This window comes from Arthrobacter sp. 147(2020) (assembly GCF_013116715.1).
Lineage (GTDB): Bacteria > Actinomycetota > Actinomycetes > Actinomycetales > Micrococcaceae > Arthrobacter_D.
Genome location: NZ_JABFOM010000020.1, coordinates 42,524 through 62,918 on the forward strand (window position 1 = coordinate 42,524; position 20,395 = coordinate 62,918).

Consider the following 20,395-nt stretch of genomic DNA (forward strand, 5'->3'; position numbering starts at 1 on the left):
CATGACACCATCACTCATCGCATTCCTCGTCCTGATCGGCGCCTTCGCCTGGGGTTCCTTCACCAAGGTCAACGCCGGCCTGATCGCCCTGGTCGCCGCCTTTGTTGTCGGCACCACCCTTGCCGGCCTCCCCATCGCCGACGTGATCGGCGCCTTCCCCTCCGGGCTGTTCTTCATCCTGGTCGGGGCCACCCTGCTGTTTGCGATTGTCCGCGTCAACGGAACCATCGACCTGATGGCCTACTGGTGTGAACGCCTGGCAGGCGATCGCAGGCTCCTCGTGCCGGTCCTGATGTTCCTGCTCACCGCGCTGCTCGCCTCCGCCGGTGCGTTCACTCCGGCGGCCATTGCCATCGTCGCCCCGGTGGCACTGGCGCTCGGTGCCCGTTTCGGGATCAGCGCCCTCGCCATGGGACTCGTCGTCGTGCAGGGTGCCAACGCTGGCGCTTTCTCGCCGGTCAACCCCTTTGGCGTGCTGTCCAACCAGATGCTGGACAGCGCTGGTGCCTCCAGCGACTCCTGGAAGCTCTACCTCTATTGCTTCCTCTTCAACGCCCTCCTCGCGGTCCTGGCCTACGCCCTGATCCAGACCATCGTGAAACGTCGCGCGGCGAAGCATCCCGCCGACTCGTCCGGCGATCCGGCAGTGGCTCCTGGTAATGACACACCCGGCCAGGACGGGCTCGACGTCGACGGCGGTGCCGCCGGTTCCGGTGGGACACTGACCGCCACCCGGACCGCCGCCGCCCCGATCACCCGGGTGGACGTCACCCCGATGCGGGTGATCACGCTGCTCGGTCTGGTCGCACTGCTGGTGCTCACTACCGTCTTCGCGATCGACGTTGGCGTGGCCTCCCTCACCATCGCCCTCATCCTGATCGCGATCAATTCAGGCGTCCAGAAACCCGCTGTGGAGGCCATGCCGTGGAGTGCCATCATCCTGGTCACCGGCATCGTCACCTACGTGGGGATGCTGGAAGCGATGGGTGCACTAGACGAGTTGCAGGCTGGCATTGAAAGCCTGGGCAACGGATCCATCGCCGCCCTGGTAACCGGGTACGTCGTCGCCCTCGTATCGGCCTTCGCCTCCACCACCGGCACGCTCGGCGTGATCAGCCCGGTGGTCACACCGATCGCGCTGGATCCGCTCCTGACGCCAATCGGCGTGGTCACCGCCATCTCCATTAGTTCATCGGTGGTGGACGTGAGCCCCATGTCCACCAGCGGGGCCCTGCTGATGGCCAGTGCGCAGCCCAAGGATGAGCGGATGTTCTTCAGGGCCTTGTTGCTCTGGGCGATCGCGATGATCGGGATCGTGCCGGTTGCTGTCTGGTTCTTCTTTGTCCAGCTGGGCATCGGCTAACCAGCCGCAGGCCTGACCAGGGCGCTTCCGCGGTACCCGTTTAGCCGCGGAAGTGCCCTGGCCATTCATCCACCGGGATGCGTTTGATCGTCTGGATCGCCCCGGTGGTCCCCCACTCGTCCCGCCCCAGCCGGGACAGGGGTTTGAGGCGGTCCATCAGCGGATGGGTGCCATCAAGGACCTCGGTCGACACTGCGGCGTGGGTAACCTCGCCGAACACCACGAAACAATCCCCGATGGGGAGCACCTGATGGAGTGTGCACTCCAGGGCGACCGGCGACTCCAGGACGCGCGGGGTGGCAATGGTGAGGCTCGGCTCGCGGGTGAGACCCGCGGCATCGAACTCGCTGACATCGCGGTCGAAGTTCGTGGCTGTCGCATTGATCTGTTCGAACAACGGCTCGGGAGCAAGGTTCACCACAAACTCGCCGGTCTCCTCGATGTTGCGCAACGTGTCCTTGCGGCCCACCGAGGTGAACTGGACGATCGGCGGGTTCACCGACGCGATGGTGAAGAACGAGTGCGGGGCGAGGTTGTCGTCACCAGCCGCCGACCGGGAGGACACCCAGGCGATCGGCCGTGGCACCACCGTCGAGGTCAGAAGGCGGTAGAAGTCCCGGTTCGAGGTTGAGTCCCTACTGAAGTCTTTGCGCATATGCCTGAGCCTAGCGGCCCGGATGGAGAACGCTGGCGAGATCCCGGGCTGGTCGCCCGGTGAGATCCTGCACCGTCGGCGTCACCCTGGACAGCCCGCCCTCAGCGATCGCCGTGTAGGTGCTGACCCAGGCATCCAGCTGCCAGCCGGGCACACCAAAGTGCTGCCGCGATGCGTACGCCTCCTCCACCGATTCGGCCTGGTAGCTGACGTCCCGGCCGGTCTCCGCCGTGATGATGGCGGCAGCCTCTGTGAGGGTGAGGGAGTCGGGGCCGGTGAGCTCGTAGGTTTTTCCCTCGTGCGCCGCGGGGTCCCTGAGGATTACCGCTGCCACCTGAGCGACGTCGTCTCTGGCCACCGCTGCCAGCCGGCCGGTGCCCGCCGGACCGCGGATCACCCCTGCGTCGTCGGCGAAGTACTGCAGCACGTCCAGGTAGAGGTTGTTGCGGAGGAAGGTGTAGGCCATCCCGGAGTTGCGGAGGTGCTCCTCGGTAGCCCAGTGGTCGCGCCCCAGGGTGAACGTGGCGTCCGGGGCCGCGCCGAAGAAGGAGGTGTACACAACATGCTGGACGCCTGCCTCCCTGGCCGCGTCAACGAAAGTGAGGTGCTGGTCCACGCGGTCCTCAGCTTCACCTGCCGACACCATGAAGAGCGTGTGAACCCCTTCAAGGGCTGTGACAGCTGCGGGCCTGTCGGCGTAGCTGCACTGGACGGCCGTCGCCTCCGGCAGTGCTGGCGCGCGGCCCAGGTCCCTGACGGGGAGGCGAAGCGGCAGCCCGTCCGCCGAGAGTAGACGTGCCGTGGAGCCGCCCAGGGCCCCCGTTGATCCAGTTACCGCCACAAGATTGTTCATACCCATCTGCAGCGTGGCGGGGAGGGGAATTATTTCCGCCGAAGAGGGGCGTTTCGTCGGGCTCGCCTAGACTGGGGAACCATGCGCTTCATCAACAAATACCGTGTGCCCATCGTCTGGCTCCTCATCATCGCCCTGGTGGCAAGCATCGGCGCGGGTTTCTTCGCCCAGATCTTTTAGTTGCCCAGCGCCACCTTGTTTCGGACAGCCCTCACGTCATAGAATAGTCAGTAGGCTTAGCTTTCAGGGGTTGTGACATCTCATCCACACCCCGGCTGGTCTACACAGACCGTACATTCGCACGGCAAGTGAGGAAATAGATGACTGACAAGACTTTGACCACCGACCAGTACACCTTCCAGGATCCGGTAACGCGGTTCCCGAGCATCTCGGCACCGAAGCAGGATCAGCCCGAGCCCGGGCTGGATCGGGACCTCGAACCACAGACCGACCGCGGCGAAACGTCATACCGCGGAACCGGACGGCTCAAGGGTCGGAAGGCCCTGATCACCGGAGCGGACTCCGGTATTGGAGCAGCAGTTGCGATTGCCTTCGCGCGTGAAGGCGCGGATGTGGCGCTGTCCTACCTCCCCGAAGAAGAACCGGATGCAATCGAGATTGCCCGCATCATCGAAGAGGCCGGCCAGAAGGCCGTCAAGCTTCCCGGTGACTTGACCGACGCAGCATTCTGCCGGTCACTCGTGAACGATGCCGCCGAGCAGCTCGGTGGTCTGGACATCCTGGTCAACAATGCCGGGAAGCAGATCGCCGTCGAGAGCCTTGAGGATCTCACCGACGAGCAGCTGGATGAGACCTTCAAGACCAACATCTACTCGTTCTTCTGGATTACCCGCGAGGCACTGAAGCACCTGAAGCCCGGGTCGAGCATCGTGAACTCCACCTCGATCCAGGCCTACAGCCCCTCCTCCACGCTGTTGGACTACGCGAGCACCAAAGCGGCCATCAACAACTTCACCAAGGGTTTGGCCGAGCAGCTGGCGCCCAAAGGTATCCGGGTGAATGCGGTCGCACCTGGCCCCATCTGGACACCACTGCAGGTTTCGGACGGGCAGCCGAAGGACAAGCTGCCCGAGTTTGGCAAGGACACGCCACTGGGCCGTGCTGGCCAGCCTACCGAACTGGCCCCGGCCTACGTCTTCCTGGCGTCGTCGGAGTCCAGCTACGTGGTCGGCGAAACGCTCAACGTCAACGGCGGAAAGCCTTCGCCGTAACCCTTAGCCACCCCTTGTCGATGCCGACCATCCCCGCCGTAAGCCCGAGAAATCGTGCTGCTGGCGGGGATGAGCGCTATATAAGGCTAGACATATATAAGCACTCTTTGATAGGTTCTGCTTATGCATGCGTTTGATGTCCTGGGGGACCCCGTCCGCCGCCGAATTCTGGAGCTGCTCCTCGGCGAGGAGTGGTCTGCCGGCGATATTGCCCGGGTGATCCGAACCGAGTTCGGGATTTCCCAGCCAGCCGTTTCCCAGCACCTCCGTGTGCTGCGGGAAGCAGGGTTTGCGCGGGTGCGGGGCGATGGCACCCGCCGCCTGTACGCAGTGGAAGCCGGCCCGCTGCAGGACGTCGACCAGTGGCTGGAGCCTTTCCGAGCGTTCTGGACCGGCCGACTCGATGCCATCGGGACGGAACTGGCGCGCGCACGCCGCCGTAACTGACCAGCCTGGCGGGAGCTGTCGACCGCTCCCTTGCACTTCCGGAATGGCATCATGCGCCGGATGGCTAGGCGAACACCCCGACAAAGCGGAAGAACACGCTGGCGGCCGTGATGATCAGCAGCAGCGCCGCCGTCGTGCCGGTCCACCCGCTGAGGAACCCGTGGAGTCGCTCACCTGCGGGCAACACGCCACGAAGAACGTTGCGTGAAGTGAGGAACGTGGTGAGGACGATCATGGCCGCCCACACCACCATGCAGTAAATGCAGAGGATGCCGATCGCGAACAGCGCCTGGCTCCACAGCCAGATGGTGAAGACCATCCCCGCCACGACGCCAACCTGGAGGGAACGCCAGTACCATTTAGCGACGGTGGCCCCCGCGAGGAGCATCGCCCCCGTGGTGATCACCACACTGAACGCGACGATGCCCAGCAGGGGGTTGGGGAAGCCGAACAGGCTGGCCTGCCAGGTCCTGAAGACCTCACCACACGAAACGAAGGCGTTGACATCGCAGCTGGTGACGTAATTCGGGTCCGCGTACACGGCGAGCCGTTCGAGGACCAGCTGCCCGGACGCAAGCCACCCCACCAGCCCCGTAATGACCAGGATCCACCCAAACGGCCGGTCATGGGCGAAACGAGGGGTGCGGCTCTCCATGGTTCCATCCTCAACTGATCGGCGGCCGGGCGCAAAAGCGGACAGCAACCTCCCGGCGAATACTTCTACGTCATGTAGAAGTAGCTAGACTGAGTATCCAGGAGGATCTATGACCGGCATAACGCATTCGGGGCCCACGGCGCCTCAGGGGGACCCAGTTTCGTCGGGCCCAGACACCGACCCGGCCCATGAGTCAGGCACGGATCGGTCGCCGGAAACGGGCATCCCCGAACGCAGTATTGTCCGGGTGGTGCTCGGGATTGCTGTGCCCGTCAGCCTGGCCGTTGCCATCCTGGCGATGTACTTCAGCGAGGCCCTGACGACGTACCGGACCACGATGGCGGATCCGGGCGACTTCGTGGTGCATGCGCGTCCGGCGGCACGCGTTGCCCAGGACTTGAGCGCCGCCCTGACCATCGGCTTCCTGGTGCTCTGCGCCGGTCTGCTCCCGGCGTCCGGCCGCGACAAGTCAATCATCGGGTTCGCCCAGTGGAAGGCCCTGCGCTGGGCGGGTTGGTCCGCGGGGGTCTGGTTCGTGTCGTCGGTCGCCTCGCTGGTGCTGATCGCCGCCGATACGGCAGGGCAGTCGATGCTCAGCCCCGGTTTCTTCTCCATCTTCCTGTTCTTCGCTACCGAACTGGAGCTGGGACAGATCCTGCTCGTGGCGTTGATGGCAGTTCTCATCCTGGTGGTCATGCTGCCGATGGTCCGGTCCACCACCGGCGCCGGTATCGCGCTGGGCATTGCCATGCTGGGAATCCTGCCGTTGGCCCTGGCCGGGCACGCCGCCGGGTCCGATGATCACGGCAACGCGGTGAACTCGCTCGCCCTCCACCTCATCAGTGTCTGCGTGTGGGTGGGTGGCCTCGCGGCCGTGCTGCTGCTGGGATCCCAGCTGGGCAAGGACACCGGCCGGGTTCTTCGTCGCTATTCCGCGCTGGCCGTTTGGGCCTTCGGGGCAGTGGCGTTCTCCGGCATCATCAACGCCAGCCTCCGGCTCGGGTCTTTCGCCGACCTGGCCACGCCCTACGGGATCCTCGTCCTGGTGAAGGTCAGCAGCCTCACGGCGCTGGGCCTTGCCGGGTGGTATCAACGCCGCAGAATACTGCCCCGGCTGGACCGCAACCCCGAGGACCGGCGGGCATTCACCATCTTCGGCGTATCCGAGGCCGCGCTGATGATCGTCACGATCGGGGTGTCCGCCGGCCTCGCGGCGAGCCCGCCGCCGGTCCCGCAAGGGTCGATTGCCGACGTCGACCTGCGCCGGTCCCTCCTGGGCTATCCCTTCCCGGAGCCACTCACCGTCTCCAGCTTCATGACGTCGTGGCACCCCGACTGGACCATCGGGCTCCTGATCCTCGTTGCCGCGGGTGCCTACCTTGCCGCTGTCGTCAAGATCCGGCGCCGGGGCGACGCCTGGTCCATTCCACGCACCCTGGCGTTCCTCGCGGGCTGTGCGCTGCTGATCTGGCTTACCAGTGGCGGTCCCGCCGTGTACGGGAGGACCAGCTTCTCCGGGCACATGATCCAGCACATGGGTCTTATGATGTACGCGCCCGTCCTGTTTGTCCTCGGCGCCCCCATCCTTCTGCTGCTGAAGGCAACCCGGCCGCGCACCGACGGCAGCCGGGGACTCCGGGAGTGGGTGCTCTGGCTCTTCCGCTCACGGTTCAGCCACTTCCTGACCCGCCCGCCAGTCGCCGGTCTGATCTTCGTGGGCAGCATGGTGGGGTTCTACTACTCGCCGGTCTTCGACCTGGCGCTGTCTACCCACGTGGGGCACGTGTTCATGATCGTGCACTTCCTCATTACCGGGTACCTCTTTGCCTGGGTGCTGATTGGGATCGACCCGGGGCCGGCCCGGTCACCCTACCCGTTCAGGCTCATCATTCTGCTGGCGACCATGGCCTTCCACGCCTTCTTCGGGCTTTCCCTCCTGGGCGGCACGGAGATTCTGGCACCGAGCTGGTGGGCCAGCCTGCAGCTCACCGATTCCGCGGCGCTGCTCGCTGACCAGCAGCGGGGCGGTGCGATCGCCTGGGGGATTGGGGAGATCCCCACCGTCCTCCTTGCCCTGGGGGTCGCCATGGCCTGGCGGAAGGACGACGAGCGCACCGCGGTCCGCGAGGACCGCGCCGCCGACAGGGACGACGACGCCAAGCTCACCGCCTACAACCAGCACCTCGAGAACCTGCAACGGCGGTCGTCCGGACGGTGACCCCGCCGTTCGTCCGTCGCGGGACTGGCACCGCCCACAGCTGCGCCCCGCCTGTCGGGTGACAGGCGGGGCGCAGGGACAACGCTGTGCTGCTGTTCGCTAGCGAGTGGTGGTGTTCTCGTAGTCCGCCCGGTCGATCCGGCGGTGGTACCGCATGCCGGTGAGGCCACCCAGGACTGCACCGATGAGGGCTGCCGCGATGGCCACGACGACGGCGATGATCCCCGCCGTGGTCAGGTTCCCCTCATTGAGCGGGATGCGGGGGAAGCTGTTGAGGTTCGCCAGGATGTCGAACTGACTACCGAAGATCAGGCCGAGAATCGCCACGAGAACCGCAATGATGAGCGCCCACAGCCAGACGGCGACTCCCTGCTTCGCGCCGTTGAACCGGGCCATCCTGCCCGCTACATATCCGCCGGCGAAGTACGAGAGGAGCAGGATCACCAGGAGCACGATCGCCCCGGTAATGCCGACCGTCTGCGGATCGGCGGCGACCTGGTCTGCCGCGTCGGTGAGATCGGTGTTGGTGGACAACCCGAAGACTGCGCCGGCGGCGGCGACGAAGGCCGTCAGCAGGACGGCCATTCCGGTGGCGGTCAGCCAGCCGAAGAACGCCGAGCCAAACTTCATGCCGCCGAAGGTGTCCTTCTCGTGCTGCAGAAGTGCGGCGCGTTCGGCTGATGCTGGGAGGGCGGGACGATCGTCCGGTGCATCCCGGTAGCGTGCGTCGTCGGGATCGGCGGTGTGGCTCACCGGCTGCGCTGTCACCGGCTGGGTCCTGGTCGAGGGTGACGCCGCGGCGCCAGCACCCGCACCTGTCGCGACCGCTCCGGCCATGCCGTCGGGCTGGGTCCGGTGCTCCCGGGTGCGATCGCTGTCGGTGGTCCGGTGCACCTCGGTGGGCTGTCCATCGCCGTAGTGCTGTTCCTTGGTCACCGCGGCGTTGTTGCCTTCATTGGCAGGGTCGCTGGCGCTGCTGCGGGGGGTGACGTGGGTGTGCGCCTGGGTAGCGTCGGGGTCGTTCTCGCGGGAGGGGGTGACGTGGCTGTACGCCTGGGTGGCATCGCCGTCGTCGGGCGTTGACGAGCGTGGATCACGCCGATCCGATGGTCCGTCAGCATGCTTGGGGGTGGTGTCGCGGGGAGTTGTACTGTCGGACGAGTCGTTCTCGGATCCTGGCGTGCTCATCGTGCCTCCTGCTATCGGGCCCTAGGGCTTTATCAGTAACCTTAGTGATGCCGTGGGGCCTGAACAAGCGTGGACCGGAGCGGTGCCGGGCAGTGAGAGACTTTCCCTATGGAATTTCAGATCCTGATGACCGTGCTGAGCGGCCTGCTGATCGTGGTGGGCGTCGCCGGTGTCATTGTGCCCATCCTGCCGGGTAGCATCCTGATCATCGGCTCGCTCCTGATGTGGGCACTAGTGGTTTCCAGCACCGCTGGCTGGGTGGCCTTTGGGGTTGGTGCGGTACTTGCCGTCGCCGGGTTGCTCGCCGGGGCCGTTCTGACCGGCCGGAAACTGCAACAGCGCCAGATCCCCGGCCGCTCAGTGGTGGTGGGACTGGTCACCGGGGTGATCGGCATGTTCCTGATCCCGGTGGTCGGCCTGTTCGTCGGGTTTGCGGCGGGACTGTTCGCCAGCGAGTTCGCCCGCCAGCGCCAGTTTGCCCCCGCCCTCTCCTCCAGCGGGGCAGCGCTGAAAGCCACAGGCATCGGCATCCTCGTTGAGCTGGGCCTCGCGTTGCTTGCAGGAAGCGTCTGGGTGATCGGCGTCTGGGTGCACTTCGCCACCGTGTAGTGCCCACCCTCAGAACTCACCGATCTTATTCACCGGCCCGGAGCGAACCATGCAGCTCGATCTCATCCTCACGAACTCCCGGATCATCACCATGGATCCCACCCGCCCGACCGCGCACAGCCTCGGCATCCTCAACGGGAGGATTGTTGGGCTCGACGACGACCTCGCAGGGCTTGCGGCCCGGGAAGTCATCGACCTGCATGGGAAGGTCCTCATCCCGGGCCTGAATGACGCTCACTGCCACACGGCGTGGTTCGGCCTCACCCTCGGCGAGGTGGACCTGTCCCCGCTGACCGAACTCGACCAGGTGTATGCCCTGTTGCACGCGTCCGCTGAGACCCGCCCCGAGGGCGACGACGGCGGCTGGCTGGTTGCCAGCGGTTTCGATCACCACCGGTTTGGCGGCCGGTTTCCCGACCGTGCGGCCCTGGACAGGGTGGCAGCCGGACGGCCACTCTTTATCAGGCGGACCTCAGGCCACGGAGGTATCGCCAATACCGAGGCCCTACGCCGTGCCGGCGTGCTGGCACCGGGGTTCACTGACCCGGTGGGTGGCAGAGTGGTCCGGGACGAGTCGGGTGAGCCGACCGGTCTGCTGCAGGAAACGGCTCAGGCATTGGTGCTCGACCTGCTCCGCCCTTACCCAAGGCATACGCTCGTCGCTGCAATTGACCGGGCGACCGCCCGGTACGCGCGGGAAGGCATCACCAGTTTCACCGATGCCGGGGTTGGTGGGGGCTGGATTGGGCACGCGCCGGACGAGTTGGGCGCATTCCAGGACGCCCGGGCAGCGGGAAAACTCCACGCCAGGGCCCAGCTGATGCCAGCGATCGAAACACTGGAGTCCGCTTCAGGTGCCGGCCTGGGGCTGGGGATGTACAGCGGGTTCGGGGACGATGTCCTTTCCCTGGGGCCGGCGAAGATCTTCCTGGATGGCGCCCTGTCTAGTGAGACCGCTGCCCAGACCGAGCCCTACGCCACCGGATCCTTAAACCAGGGGTACCTGCTGGACGAACCGGCGGCCCTGCAACGGCAGATGGTGGATGCGCATCGGGCCGGCTGGTCGATCGCCGCCCACGCCATCGGTGACGCTGCTATCGACCTCGCGATCGACACCTTCGCCCACCTTCGTGCGCAGGGGCGCGTGGGACTCGACGGACCGGCCCGGTTGCCGCACCGGATTGAGCATGCGGCGGTCGTCAGGCCGGACCAGTTGGCAGCGCTGGCCGCACTGGGCGTCGCGGTAGCGCCGCAGGCGTCCTTCTTCCACCCGATCGGGGACGCGATGGCCCGCTCGCTCGGGCCGCTCAGGTCTGCGTTCACTTACCGGGCGAAGTCATTCCTCGAGGCGGGGATCCGGTTGGCCGGGAGCTCGGACCGGCCGTGCGCGGACGGCACGGCGTTGCGCTCCATCCAGGCGTATGTCGACCGGCTGACGTCCAGCGGCGCCGTCTTTGGGTCCGAGCACGAGAGGCTCAGCGCCGAGGAAGCCCTCCGGATCCATACCGTCGGATCCGCGGACGCCACCGGGTTCGGCCGGGAGAAGGGGATGTTGGCCGCCGGAATGCTCGCCGACTGTGCGGTGCTGGCCGAGTCACCGCTGGAGGTGCCCACCCACCAGATTGCCGACATCGAGGTCGTGGCAACCCTGATGGGTGGGCGGTTCACCCACGACCAGCTGTGAGACAGGGCGTTAGTCGCCGTCGGCCAGGGACAGGGCTGCGGTAATGAGTGCGAGGTGGCTCAACCCCTGGGGGAGGTTGCCCATGAACTCGTGGCGCTCGTCGCCGTCGATCATCTCGGCGAGCAGGCCGACGTCGTTCGCCAGTGGCAGTAACTCCTCCATCTGGGACTTTGCCTCGTCGGTGCGGCCCACCAGGGCGAGCGCCGCGACCATCCAGTAGGCGCAGGCGAGAAACGTGGATTCTTCCTGCTGCATACCGCTATACCGGTAGAGCAGGGGGCCGGCGCCTAGCTCATCGCGAAGCGCGTCAATGGTAGAGGACATCCGGGGGCCGCGTTCGTACCCGCTGATCGCGTGGAGCAGGATTGATGCGTCCAGTTCCTCCGAGCCGGGATACCAGACGTAGCTCTGGCGCTCCTCCGACCAACAATTCTCTTCCACCCAATCGCGGATCCGATCGCGTTCAGCGCGCCACCGCTCGGCCGGTCGCTGCAGTTGGCCGGCCTCGGACAGTTTCACCGCGCTGTCCAGGGCGTGCCAGCACCCGAGCTTGGAGGTGGTGTAGTGCCGCTCCTCCGGGAGCTCCCAGATCCCGGCGTCACGCTGCTGCCAGGTGTCGCACGCCTGGTCGGCGATGTCAGCGAGCTGGCGGGAGGTGGTGGGGTCAAGCACGTGCCCTGCTTCGACGTACAACCGAACGATGTCGAAGAGGTCGCCGAAGACGCCCAGCTGGAGTTGGCCCGCGGCGGGGTTGCCGTCGACGACGGGGCCGATCCCGCGCCAGCCGGGAAGGTCGGGGGTGCGGGTGCCCTGCGGGGTGTCCCCGTTGAGTCGGGTGAAGACCTGCATGTCGCGGCCCTGGGTGCGAAGGTTCTTCAGCATCCAGGACACGGCGGCGTGCACCTCTTCGCGCACCCCGGTCCGTACAAGGGCGTGCAGGGTGTAGGCGGTGTCCCGCAGCCAGGTGTACCGGTAATCCCAGTTCTTGCCGCCGGCCCTGCTCTCGGGGAGCGAGGTGGTGGCCGCGGCGGCGATCGATCCGGACGGGCTATGGATCAGCAGTTTCAGGGCGAGCGCGCTGCGCAGCACCTCGTCGGCGTAGGGGCCGTCGTAGCTGAACTCCCTGGACCAGGTCTGCCAGTTGGCGATGGTCCGGTCCACACCGGCGTCCACCGACTGCGGATCGGGGAGTGGGAGCGGTTCGTCGTGGGTGGAGACGATGCCCACGAGGTGCCGGGAGCCGGGGCTGGTGGTCAGGGTGCCAGAGATTGCCTGGCCCTCGATCGACACCTCACCCTCGTTGATCCCGCGCACACCCAGAGCGGTGCCATTGATGCGGAGGATCGCGCCGTGGTCACTGGATTGCACCCAGGGAGAGGCGGTCTGGAAGCAGTTGCCCGGGCGGATGGCCCAGCGCATGGGGACGTGACCGGTGAGGCCATCGATCCGTCGGGCCAGCTCACCCCAGGGGAGCCTGCCCGCCACGCCGGTGTTCAGCGAGTCGGTGACCCGCGCCGTACCGGACGAGGTGGTGTACGTGGTGGTCAGCACGTTGGTGCCTTCGACGTAGGCGCGCTCTGTGGTGAACGGTTCGGAGGGGCACAGTTCCAGCGCGCCGCCGTCGTCGGCGTCCAGCAGGCGCGCGAAAGGCGGCGCGGAGTCGAGATCCGGGGTGGGATACCAATCGATGGAGCCGTCATGTGCGATCAGCGCGACCGTCCGGCCGTCGCCGATCGCCGCATAGGATCGCAGGTCGACGTAGCCGTCTTGACGGTCGGCTAACTCGTTGTGGTCCGTCACGAACCGGGGTTAGCGGCCGTGCTTCTTATCGTACCGGGTCTTGTTGGCGCGGGTGTTCTGGTTGTTGCCACGTCGTTTGTTCAACAGCTTGGAGGCAATGACGGGGACCAAAGTCCACAGGATTCTCTTCAGCAGCACGACGTGTTCCTTATCTTTTGGGTGTTCGCGGCTTTCCGCGGGAAACCTAAGCTTACTTAGAGTTCAGCCGGAAAGAAACTTCGGGCGACGCTGTGGGGCGCCTAGTCCGTGTGGGTCACGAAGTCCTTAAGTGCTGCCAGCTGGGCCAGACGGCACTCGGGCTTGAGGTACATCATGTGCCCGGCCTCGTGATAGTGGTGGGTGAAGCGGGCCCTCATCTGGTCGGTCATCGTCATGTGGGCGAAGACGTATTCGGCGGCGAAGTGAGGGGTGGCGCCGTCCTGGTACCCGTAGTCGACGTGGACGCGGAGCGTGGGGTTGTGAACCAGCAGGCGCTCGAGGGTCTGGCTGACGTCGACGGGCGCGCCCTCGAACGTCTTGTAGCTCCACGGGTGGACCCGCGCGGTGAGCACCTCGTACGGCAGGTCGTTTTCGTAGCCCAACTCGGCCCGGACGTAATGGTTCATTGCTGCCGCGTAGGGGCCGGTGATCGCCCGGATGCTGGGGTCGTCGGTCATCGCCGAGTTCTGCAGGCTGACCGGCTGCGCCGTGAACCGCCCGTCGATCCGGCCGACCGCGAGTCCGTCTTTCCGGAGCAGCTCGGCGGCGAATTCACCGTACTGCCAGCGTAGGTTGGTGCGCCGGATGAACCCCTCGTCGAGGGTGGTGATCGCGGCGAGCCGCGCGACGACGTCGTCGTACTCCTCGGGGGTGAGGCGGCTGCCCTGGGTGAGGGCGTACCCGTAGTCCTTGGCGGCGAAGGTTTCGGCTTCACTGACGACGTCGGCCAGTTCGCGGCCGGGGTGGCGGCCGTGGAAGTGGGCGATCGCGGCGTAGGTAGGGATATGCAGGGCGTAGGGCAGGTCACTGCCGGGGAAGAACCGCAGCGTGGACATGTTCAGGACCGTCGAAATAAGCCCCAGCCCGTTGACGGCCATGCCGTAGGCGTCGAACAGGCGGCCGGCGACGGCGACAGCGCGCAGGGTCCCGTAGGATTCGCCGACCAGGTACTTGGGGGAGAGCCAGCGGTTGTTGCGGGTGGTCCAGAGGCGGATAACCTCGGCCACCAGATCGCGGTCCTCGATGAAGGCGTGGAACTCGTCCGACTTCTCGCCCTCGACCACCCGGGAGAAGCCGGTGTTGACGGGGTCGATCATCACAAGGTCGCTGTGCTTAAGGAGGGTTTCCGGGTTGTCCACCAGGCCGTAGGGCGCTGGCGTCATGGCGCCGGTGTCGCCGGAATCCACCCGGCGGGGACCGAGGAGGCCCAGGTGGAGCCAGATTGAGGCTGAGCCGGGACCGCCGTTGAACGCGAAGGTGACGGGACGTTCGGACGGTGTAGTGCCGCCGTCGGGCGCTGAGTCCTCTGCGTCCTTTGTGTAGGCGACGATGAAAATCTCGGCCTTGGGCTTGAACCCGTCGGACTTGCCGTCCTTGGTTTCCTCACGGCGCAGGACCAACCGGCCGGTGGTGCTGGTGTACTTCAGGCCCGAGGCGGTGGTGTGCTGCCGGGTGGCAAAGTCGTCGGTGACTTCTTTGACCTCTTTGACCTTCTCGGTTGTGGAGTCGGCGTTCTGGGGTTCTGTGGTTTCGTCAGCCATGGCTAGAGCCTACCGGTAGTTCCCCGAGGCAACCAGTCGGAGTGGGTGGTGTGTCCGGGGCGGGGGCGGCGACGTCGTTTTTTGGTTTGGTGAGCAACCTGGACATCGGAGAGCAGGATCCCGCTCACCGATGTCCAGGTTGACCCCTCCGGTCCAGGTTGCTCACCATCATGAAGACTCCTAGCCGATGATGGGACGTTCCTCAGGGAGCCGATAGAGAATGGGGCGCGAGGTGAGGGCGAGGGCCGAGGCGACGGTGATGGTGCCGACGCGGCCCATGAACATCAGCGCCATCAGCACCAGTTCCGCGCCGGTGGACAGTTCATAGGTGATGCCCGTGCTGAGCCCGACGGTCGCGAAGGCCGAGATGGCTTCGAAAAGGGCCGCTTCCAGGCCGTAATCGGTGAAGGCGAGCAGCAGGACGGTTCCGAGCAGGACGGCCGCGATGCCCAGCAGCGCGACCGACAACGCCTGGCGTTGCACGGAGGAACTGACGGAGCGGCGCCCAACGGTCACCTGTTCGCGCCCGCGGATTTCGTTCCAGATGGCGAAGGCGAGGATCAAGAAGGTGGTGATTTTGATGCCGCCCGCCGTCCCGGCGCTGCCGCCTCCGATGAACATCAGGATGTTGGTGATCAACAGGGTCTCCGGTGCGGCGTCCCCGTAGTTGATGGTGTTGAAGCCGGCGGTCCGGGGGAAGACGCCACCGGCAATCGACGCCAGGATGCGGCCGCCGGTCGAGAGGGACCCCAGGGTTTCCGGACGGTCCCATTCAAACCAGGCAAAGAGTCCCGTTCCGACCGCGAGGAGGATCAGGGTGCCATACACGGTGAGCCGGACGTGGACGGTCCAGCTTTTGCGGGTCGGGTTCCCCCGCAACAATTCGATGAGCACGGGGAATCCTAGGCCGCCAAAGATGACGGCGACGCAGATCGGAAGGATGATCCAGGGGTCGGTGCCGAACGGGATCAGGTTGTCGCTGAAGAGGGAGAATCCCGCGTTGTTGAAGGCTGAGATGGAGTGGAAGATGCCGTGCCAGGCGGCCGTGGGTAGGTCGTCCTCGTAGGCAATCCAGAACCTCGCGGTCAGCAGGATGGCGGTGATCGCCTCGAAGGCGAGCATGATGGTCGCCACCCGGATGAGGACCCCCTTCACATCACCGAGGTTCAGGGTACGGCTTTCCGACTTCGCGACGAGTTGGGAGCGCAGCCCCAGGTTTTTGCGCACCAGGAGGGTCAGGAGCGTTGCGAAGGTCATGATGCCGAACCCGCCGATCTGGATGAGCGCCAAGATGACTGTCTGTCCAAAGGGGGTCCAGAAGGTGGAGGTGTCGACGTTTATCAGTCCTGTGACGCAAACCGCGGAGACGGCAGTAAAGAGCGCCGGCATGAAGACTTCATCGCTTCCCGGAGTCCGTGAGAGCGGGAGCATCAGCAAACCGGCCCCACCGAGAATCGCGGCCAGGAAGGCGAGCGGCACCAATCGGACGGGGCTGATCGCCGTCAGTTCCATCCGTCGTTTGAGCTTTGTTGTGGCCAACGACAGACAACCCCATCACCTCGACGCCCGCATCTATCGCGGCTTCCGTGGACAGGCTATTGCCCAGAGGAGGCGGAACCGCCGGGTCTTGATGGATCCTTTACGCCCCAGTTTCGCCGGGGTGGCGTCGTCGTCGGCGGTTCTGGTGAGCAACCTGGACATCGGATAGCGGAATCTCTCTCACCGATGTCCAGATTGATGCGTTCGGTCCAGGTTGCTCACCAAAATCGGAGCTAGCAGTGGTTACTTCGCCGCGTTCGTCTCGGCCGGGACGCCCGACGGCGACTCGTCGCCTGCCCAACCGGTCCGGCGCTGCGGCCGGGCGAAGAACAGCGCTGCGCCGAGGCCGATGAGGATGGCCGTAGCCGGAAGGAAGAGGGACTGTCCCATCGCTGCGGCGTACCCCGCCTGCAGGGTCTCCGGGAGTTGTTGTCCGGGAACGGCTTCGGCTCCGCCGTCGCCAATGTTGGCGGTCAGGCGGGAGAGCATCATCGCGGCGATCGCCGAGCTGCCCAGCACAGCACCGACCTGTCGGGTGGTGTTGTAGACGCCCGATCCGGCGCCCGCCGAGGCGCGGGGCAGGTTCCGGGTAGCCGTCAGGGAGACGGGCGCCCAGATCCCGGCGCTCGCCAGACCCAACAGGGAGATCGGCAGCAGGAGTGCCCACACCGGTACGTCGGGGGTCAGGATTGCCCCCAGCCAGAACAGGGATACGGACATGGCCGAGAAACCGAAGATCGCCATGTACTTGGGGTTTCCGCGCTGGACCAACTTGCCCACCAAAGGCGCCAGGGACCCGGAGATGATCGCCATCGGGGTGAGCAACAGTGCGCCCTCGGTGGGGGAGAAGCCGCGCACATTCTGCGCGTACAGCATCAGCGGGATGGCGACGGTGGTGATTGCGAACCCCATCGCGAAGATCGAGGTGTTACCCAGGGAGAAATTGCGGTCCTTGAAGAGGCCCAGCGGCACCAGAGGTTCCTTGCGGTTGTACCGCTGCCAGAGGATGAAGGCGGCCAGCAGGACCACGCCGGTGATGATCAGGGACCACACGGAGATGGGGCCGGCGATGGTTCCCCAGTTGTAGGTTTCGCCCTCCTGGATACCGAACACCAGGCAGAACATGCCACCGGCGCTCAGCACGACGCCCAGATAGTCGAAGCTGTGACTGTTGGTGGGGAGTTGCGGGACGAGCCGGTACGCGAGGATGAGCCCGACGACGCCGACCGGTGCGTTCACGAAGAAGATCCACTCCCAGCCAAGCGAGTCAACCAGGAGGCCGCCGAGCACCGGGCCGACGAGGGTCGCGACGCCGGCCACCGAGCCCCACAATCCCATGGCTGCCCCGCGGCGTTCCGGCGGGAAGATCCGGGTGATGACCGCCATGGTCTGGGGTGTCATCATGGCGGCGCCGAGGCCCTGCAGGACCCGGGCAAGGATGAGCATTTCCACCGATCCGGCCAAGCCGCACAACACGCTGGCCAGGGTGAACACGGCCAGGCCAATCAGGTAGATGCGGCGCGGGCCGAACCGATCCCCGAGTCGGCCGGTGATCAGGAGTGGTACTGCGAATGCGAGAAGGTAGGCGCTGTTGACCCACACCACGCTGTCCAGGTCCGCGTTCAACCCGTTCATGATCGCTGGGATGGCGACTGAGACAATTGTGGAATCCACCAGGATCATGAAGAAGCCGATGACCAGCGCCCAGAGGGCTGGCCAGGCATTGATCTCGGTCTGCTCCTCAGCGGAGCGTTGTGTGGTCATTCTCTGAGGTTACTCCGGGTCTGGGCCGCGATTTGCTACAGTACTTTCTGCGGGGCTTTAGCTCAGTTGGTAGAGCGTTTCGTTCGCAATGAAAAGGTCAGGGGTTCGATTCCCCTAAGCTCCACTTTGTTCGGTCTCCGACCTGCGGAAACGTTGGGTGGGAGGGCCTCGCTTCTGTCTTTGGATGGCTCAATCACACGGAAACCACACGCTTTCGGATGATTCGGGATCAGCTTTGGGTGTTGCTGTCCTGGGTCTGGGCTCAGCGACGGTGGGTGGTGTTCACATAGACATGCCCTCCGGTCCGGATAGTGATGCGGTCCCAAACTTTTGGAGGACCGCTGTGAGGTCCGGCGACTGGGTTGCCTTGGCGATGTAGTGCTTCTCGGTGATTGCAGTTCCAGAGTGACCCAGCTGTGCGGCGGCTTGCTTGGAACTGTATTCCTGGTCGATGAGAGTGGCAACGGATTTCCGGAAAACATGCGGGGTTACCCATTCAAAGGGTGATCCAGCGTGGGCGTCCCGCCATTGCCTGCGGAAGTTGTGAGGGCTGCGCACTGTTCCCGTGGAAGACGGGAACAGCATGTCTTCGGGTTTGGGCTGCCCGGCTGAGTACCTGCGCTGGAGTGTTTGCACGGCAAACGCCGGCACCCTCATCGTGCGGAAGCCGGCTCTCGTTTTCGGGTGGTCTTGCCGGTAGGCACCGCGGCCTTTCTCCATCACGACGGTTCCCGAGATCGTGATGGTCGGCGGTTCTGTTTCAAGATTGACGTCCTTCCAACGTATGGCCAGGACTTCACCAATTCGGGCGCCCGTGGCGAGGAAAATGTCGAGAACGTCCAGTAGGTCCGGCGCGCGTGGCCGTCCTTGGTGTGTGGGGTCCTCCTGCCACCGGGCAATGACAGACCGGAGCTGCTGAACATCTTTGACGGACAGCGCCTTGACGTCTTTCGTGGCGGACTTGATAGGTCCAACATCCCCTACTGGATTGCAGCGCAGGGCATCATGCCGAACCGCGAGACCGACCATGCCGGTCAGAACGATTTTGGAATGACGTGCGGTGGCGGGGTGGTCTGCGGCGACGTCCTTAAGGAACCGGTCGATACGGCCGGTGCTCAGCTCGTGCAGTCGGAGTCCGGCCAGTGCGGGTTCGATGACACGCCGGTAGGTGTCACGGTAGCCATCGATGGTCCTTCGGCCTGCGCGACCATTGTGCTCGATTTCGTCGAACCACAGATCGCTGAGCTCGGATAGCCGAGTATCTCTGGAAATATCACTTGTGGCAGGGGCTCGCCGGTCTTGGAACGAAATGACAAGGTTTCGCTCGGCGGCGGCTCCACTGGTTCCCCAGGCTTCAGCGGTGCGGGTGATGCCGTCGGTGTCACGGTATCTTGTCGTTGCACGCCAGCGGCCAGTTGGGTGTTTTTTCCGGCTGATCTTCCCCCATGTTCCAAGCGGTAGCGGGGGTCTTGGTGACATTTAGATGTCCAATCGTGAGGACAACCAGGAGTCGTAGTCGGTGCGGCTGATTCGCAAATGCCTACCGATTCGATACGCGCGGGGCCCGAGGTGTCTGACTCGCCACTGGTAGAACGTCTGCTCTGGAATCTGTAGCTGAGTGCAAATGTCCTTCGGGGTCAGCCATTGATAGTCAGCAGCTTTCGCGGTGTCACTGCTTTCTGGGGTGGTGGCCATGAAATTCTCTCCATCCTCGTTGCCGACCCAAGGGCAAGGTTTGTTCCAGTTCATGGGAGCAAAGCGTTGGGACTGCATGACGGACAATCGAAAGCTTGCCGCCTGCAGCCCTACAGGTGCTCGGGAAGAGTGGATATCCAACCTGCGACACGACTGGACGTGAGTGGGCGCTCACGGTGATTACCATTGATGCCAGAGGTGTGAGGTGGTTGGTGCGCTAGGGCTGGATGCATCGCCTGGCCGGGCGAGGGCTGCAGGTGCAGCGGCGGTCGCTCTTCATGGTGCGGGACAGCCAGACGAAATTTTCAGGACACTGGTCATGGCAGGACGCTTCCCACGGAGTGACGACTGAAGCGGCATGGTATGTCATCCGCGAGCCCCCCATGTTGCGGAATCGATGCGCACGACTAATGATCGCCATATGGGTAGGTAACTCGGTCAATTAATCACTGCGGATCTTCTGTTAACCAAGTCGAGGTGTCTGCAAGCGGACCGCGTTGTTGACTGCTAGGAATAAGTCCTAACCACGCCCTCGCGTCGTTCGCCCACTCTGGACCCTGTTCCACGCAACCTTCGTTATCAACGAACAACACGCAGTTCATTACCGTTTCGTTTTTGGCAGATCGCCAAAGAACTCCCATCGCCTGATTGCCTTCGGCGTCTTGAAAGAGTGCGCGAAGATGTTCGGCCACGATCTGAGTGGGGACGTAGTGCTGATCTTCGTCACTTCCAGCTTTGGCGGTTTTACGCACGTCAGCTGCGAACCCATGGAGAAAGAGTAGATTAGACCGTCGATGGCGCTCGGCGGGACCAAACAGCGACGGAATCCTTGGCAGGTCAACCAAATCGATGACGAGCATGGGCCGAGCGGTTTCCCAGGCAGCAATTGTGGCATATTCTGAACCGCCCTGGGTTTGTTGGAGGCTTCTGACCTTGGAATCGAGAATAGAGTCA

The 20,395-nt window shown here is 64.7% G+C and carries 17 protein-coding genes and 1 tRNA gene; 7 read left to right on the forward strand and 11 right to left on the reverse strand.

Annotated elements, in window-relative coordinates; translation table 11 throughout:
* The first annotated feature begins 1 nt into the window (after window position 1).
* A complete protein-coding gene (locus tag HMI58_RS12845) occupies window positions 2–1,363 on the forward strand; it encodes an SLC13 family permease (RefSeq protein WP_171620298.1) in 1,362 nt (453 codons plus the stop codon).
* A 40-nt stretch (window positions 1,364–1,403) separates the two neighbouring features.
* Here HMI58_RS12845 and HMI58_RS12850 read toward each other — a convergent pair whose 3' ends face one another.
* Together HMI58_RS12850 and HMI58_RS12855 are read right to left on the reverse strand one after the other, a co-directional pair.
* A complete protein-coding gene (locus tag HMI58_RS12850; RefSeq protein WP_171620300.1) occupies window positions 1,404–2,018 on the reverse strand; it encodes a flavin reductase family protein in 615 nt (204 codons plus the stop codon).
* A 10-nt stretch (window positions 2,019–2,028) separates the two neighbouring features.
* Window positions 2,029–2,871, reverse strand: coding sequence for an SDR family oxidoreductase (locus HMI58_RS12855; RefSeq protein ID WP_171620302.1), 843 nt, complete (start codon window positions 2,869–2,871; stop codon window positions 2,029–2,031).
* 320 nt (window positions 2,872–3,191) lie between these two features.
* Between HMI58_RS12855 and HMI58_RS12860 the strand changes: the two genes are divergently transcribed.
* A complete protein-coding gene (locus tag HMI58_RS12860) occupies window positions 3,192–4,103 on the forward strand; it encodes an SDR family oxidoreductase (protein WP_171584368.1) in 912 nt (303 codons plus the stop codon).
* A 123-nt stretch (window positions 4,104–4,226) separates the two neighbouring features.
* The gene (locus HMI58_RS12865) at window positions 4,227–4,550 is read left to right on the forward strand and encodes a metalloregulator ArsR/SmtB family transcription factor (protein ID WP_171584369.1); all 324 of its coding nucleotides are present in this window, start codon (window positions 4,227–4,229) and stop codon (window positions 4,548–4,550) included.
* A 64-nt stretch (window positions 4,551–4,614) separates the two neighbouring features.
* On the opposite strand, the gene HMI58_RS12870 is transcribed toward HMI58_RS12865, so the two are convergent.
* Window positions 4,615–5,205, reverse strand: a complete 591-nt coding sequence (locus HMI58_RS12870; RefSeq protein WP_171620304.1) for a vitamin K epoxide reductase family protein — start codon at window positions 5,203–5,205, stop codon at window positions 4,615–4,617.
* Window positions 5,206–5,314: 109 nt separating this feature from the next.
* On the opposite strand from HMI58_RS12870, the gene HMI58_RS12875 reads away from it, so the two are divergent.
* A complete protein-coding gene (locus HMI58_RS12875; protein ID WP_225668116.1) occupies window positions 5,315–7,423 on the forward strand; it encodes a cytochrome c oxidase assembly protein in 2,109 nt (702 codons plus the stop codon).
* A 99-nt stretch (window positions 7,424–7,522) separates the two neighbouring features.
* Here the strand turns inward: HMI58_RS12875 and HMI58_RS14975 are convergent, their stop codons facing one another.
* A complete protein-coding gene (locus tag HMI58_RS14975; protein ID WP_192476331.1) occupies window positions 7,523–8,611 on the reverse strand; it encodes a YrzE family protein in 1,089 nt (362 codons plus the stop codon).
* 108 nt (window positions 8,612–8,719) lie between these two features.
* On the opposite strand from HMI58_RS14975, the gene HMI58_RS12885 reads away from it, so the two are divergent.
* Together HMI58_RS12885 and HMI58_RS12890 are read left to right on the forward strand one after the other, a co-directional pair.
* A complete protein-coding gene (locus tag HMI58_RS12885; protein WP_171584371.1) occupies window positions 8,720–9,220 on the forward strand; it encodes a DUF456 domain-containing protein in 501 nt (166 codons plus the stop codon).
* Between the two features lie 49 nt (window positions 9,221–9,269).
* Window positions 9,270–10,904 carry an amidohydrolase gene (locus HMI58_RS12890; RefSeq protein WP_171620306.1) on the forward strand — a complete coding sequence of 545 codons (1,635 nt, stop codon included), beginning with the start codon at window positions 9,270–9,272 and terminating at the stop codon, window positions 10,902–10,904.
* 9 nt (window positions 10,905–10,913) lie between these two features.
* Here HMI58_RS12890 and HMI58_RS12895 read toward each other — a convergent pair whose 3' ends face one another.
* The 5 genes from HMI58_RS12895 to HMI58_RS12910 all read right to left on the reverse strand — a co-directional run bounded on the left by HMI58_RS12895 (window position 10,914) and on the right by HMI58_RS12910 (window position 17,746).
* Window positions 10,914–12,704, reverse strand: a complete 1,791-nt coding sequence (locus tag HMI58_RS12895; protein ID WP_171620308.1) for a glycoside hydrolase family 15 protein — start codon at window positions 12,702–12,704, stop codon at window positions 10,914–10,916.
* Window positions 12,705–12,713: 9 nt separating this feature from the next.
* Window positions 12,714–12,842 (reverse strand): hypothetical protein, encoded by a 129-nt coding sequence (locus HMI58_RS14880; RefSeq protein ID WP_263971921.1) that lies wholly within the window; start codon window positions 12,840–12,842, stop codon window positions 12,714–12,716.
* A 101-nt stretch (window positions 12,843–12,943) separates the two neighbouring features.
* A complete protein-coding gene (locus HMI58_RS12900) occupies window positions 12,944–14,443 on the reverse strand; it encodes a peptidase S10 (protein ID WP_171620310.1) in 1,500 nt (499 codons plus the stop codon).
* 180 nt (window positions 14,444–14,623) lie between these two features.
* Window positions 14,624–15,982, reverse strand: a complete 1,359-nt coding sequence (locus tag HMI58_RS12905) for a potassium transporter TrkG (protein WP_225668114.1) — start codon at window positions 15,980–15,982, stop codon at window positions 14,624–14,626.
* A 243-nt stretch (window positions 15,983–16,225) separates the two neighbouring features.
* Window positions 16,226–17,746: a DHA2 family efflux MFS transporter permease subunit gene (locus HMI58_RS12910; protein WP_171620312.1), complete on the reverse strand. Its 1,521-nt coding sequence runs from the start codon at window positions 17,744–17,746 to the stop codon at window positions 16,226–16,228.
* A gap of 51 nt (window positions 17,747–17,797) precedes the next feature.
* Between HMI58_RS12910 and HMI58_RS12915 the strand changes: the two genes are divergently transcribed.
* Window positions 17,798–17,870: transfer RNA gene (locus tag HMI58_RS12915), tRNA-Ala, on the forward strand.
* A gap of 158 nt (window positions 17,871–18,028) precedes the next feature.
* Here HMI58_RS12915 and HMI58_RS12920 read toward each other — a convergent pair.
* Both HMI58_RS12920 and HMI58_RS12930 read right to left on the reverse strand, forming a co-directional pair.
* Entirely contained in the window at window positions 18,029–19,225 is a 1,197-nt protein-coding gene (locus HMI58_RS12920) for a site-specific integrase (protein WP_171620314.1), read from the reverse strand.
* Between the two features lie 662 nt (window positions 19,226–19,887).
* Window positions 19,888–20,395, reverse strand: a 508-nt coding sequence (locus tag HMI58_RS12930) for an RES domain-containing protein (RefSeq protein WP_171620316.1), incomplete at its 5' end; no start/stop codon positions are given.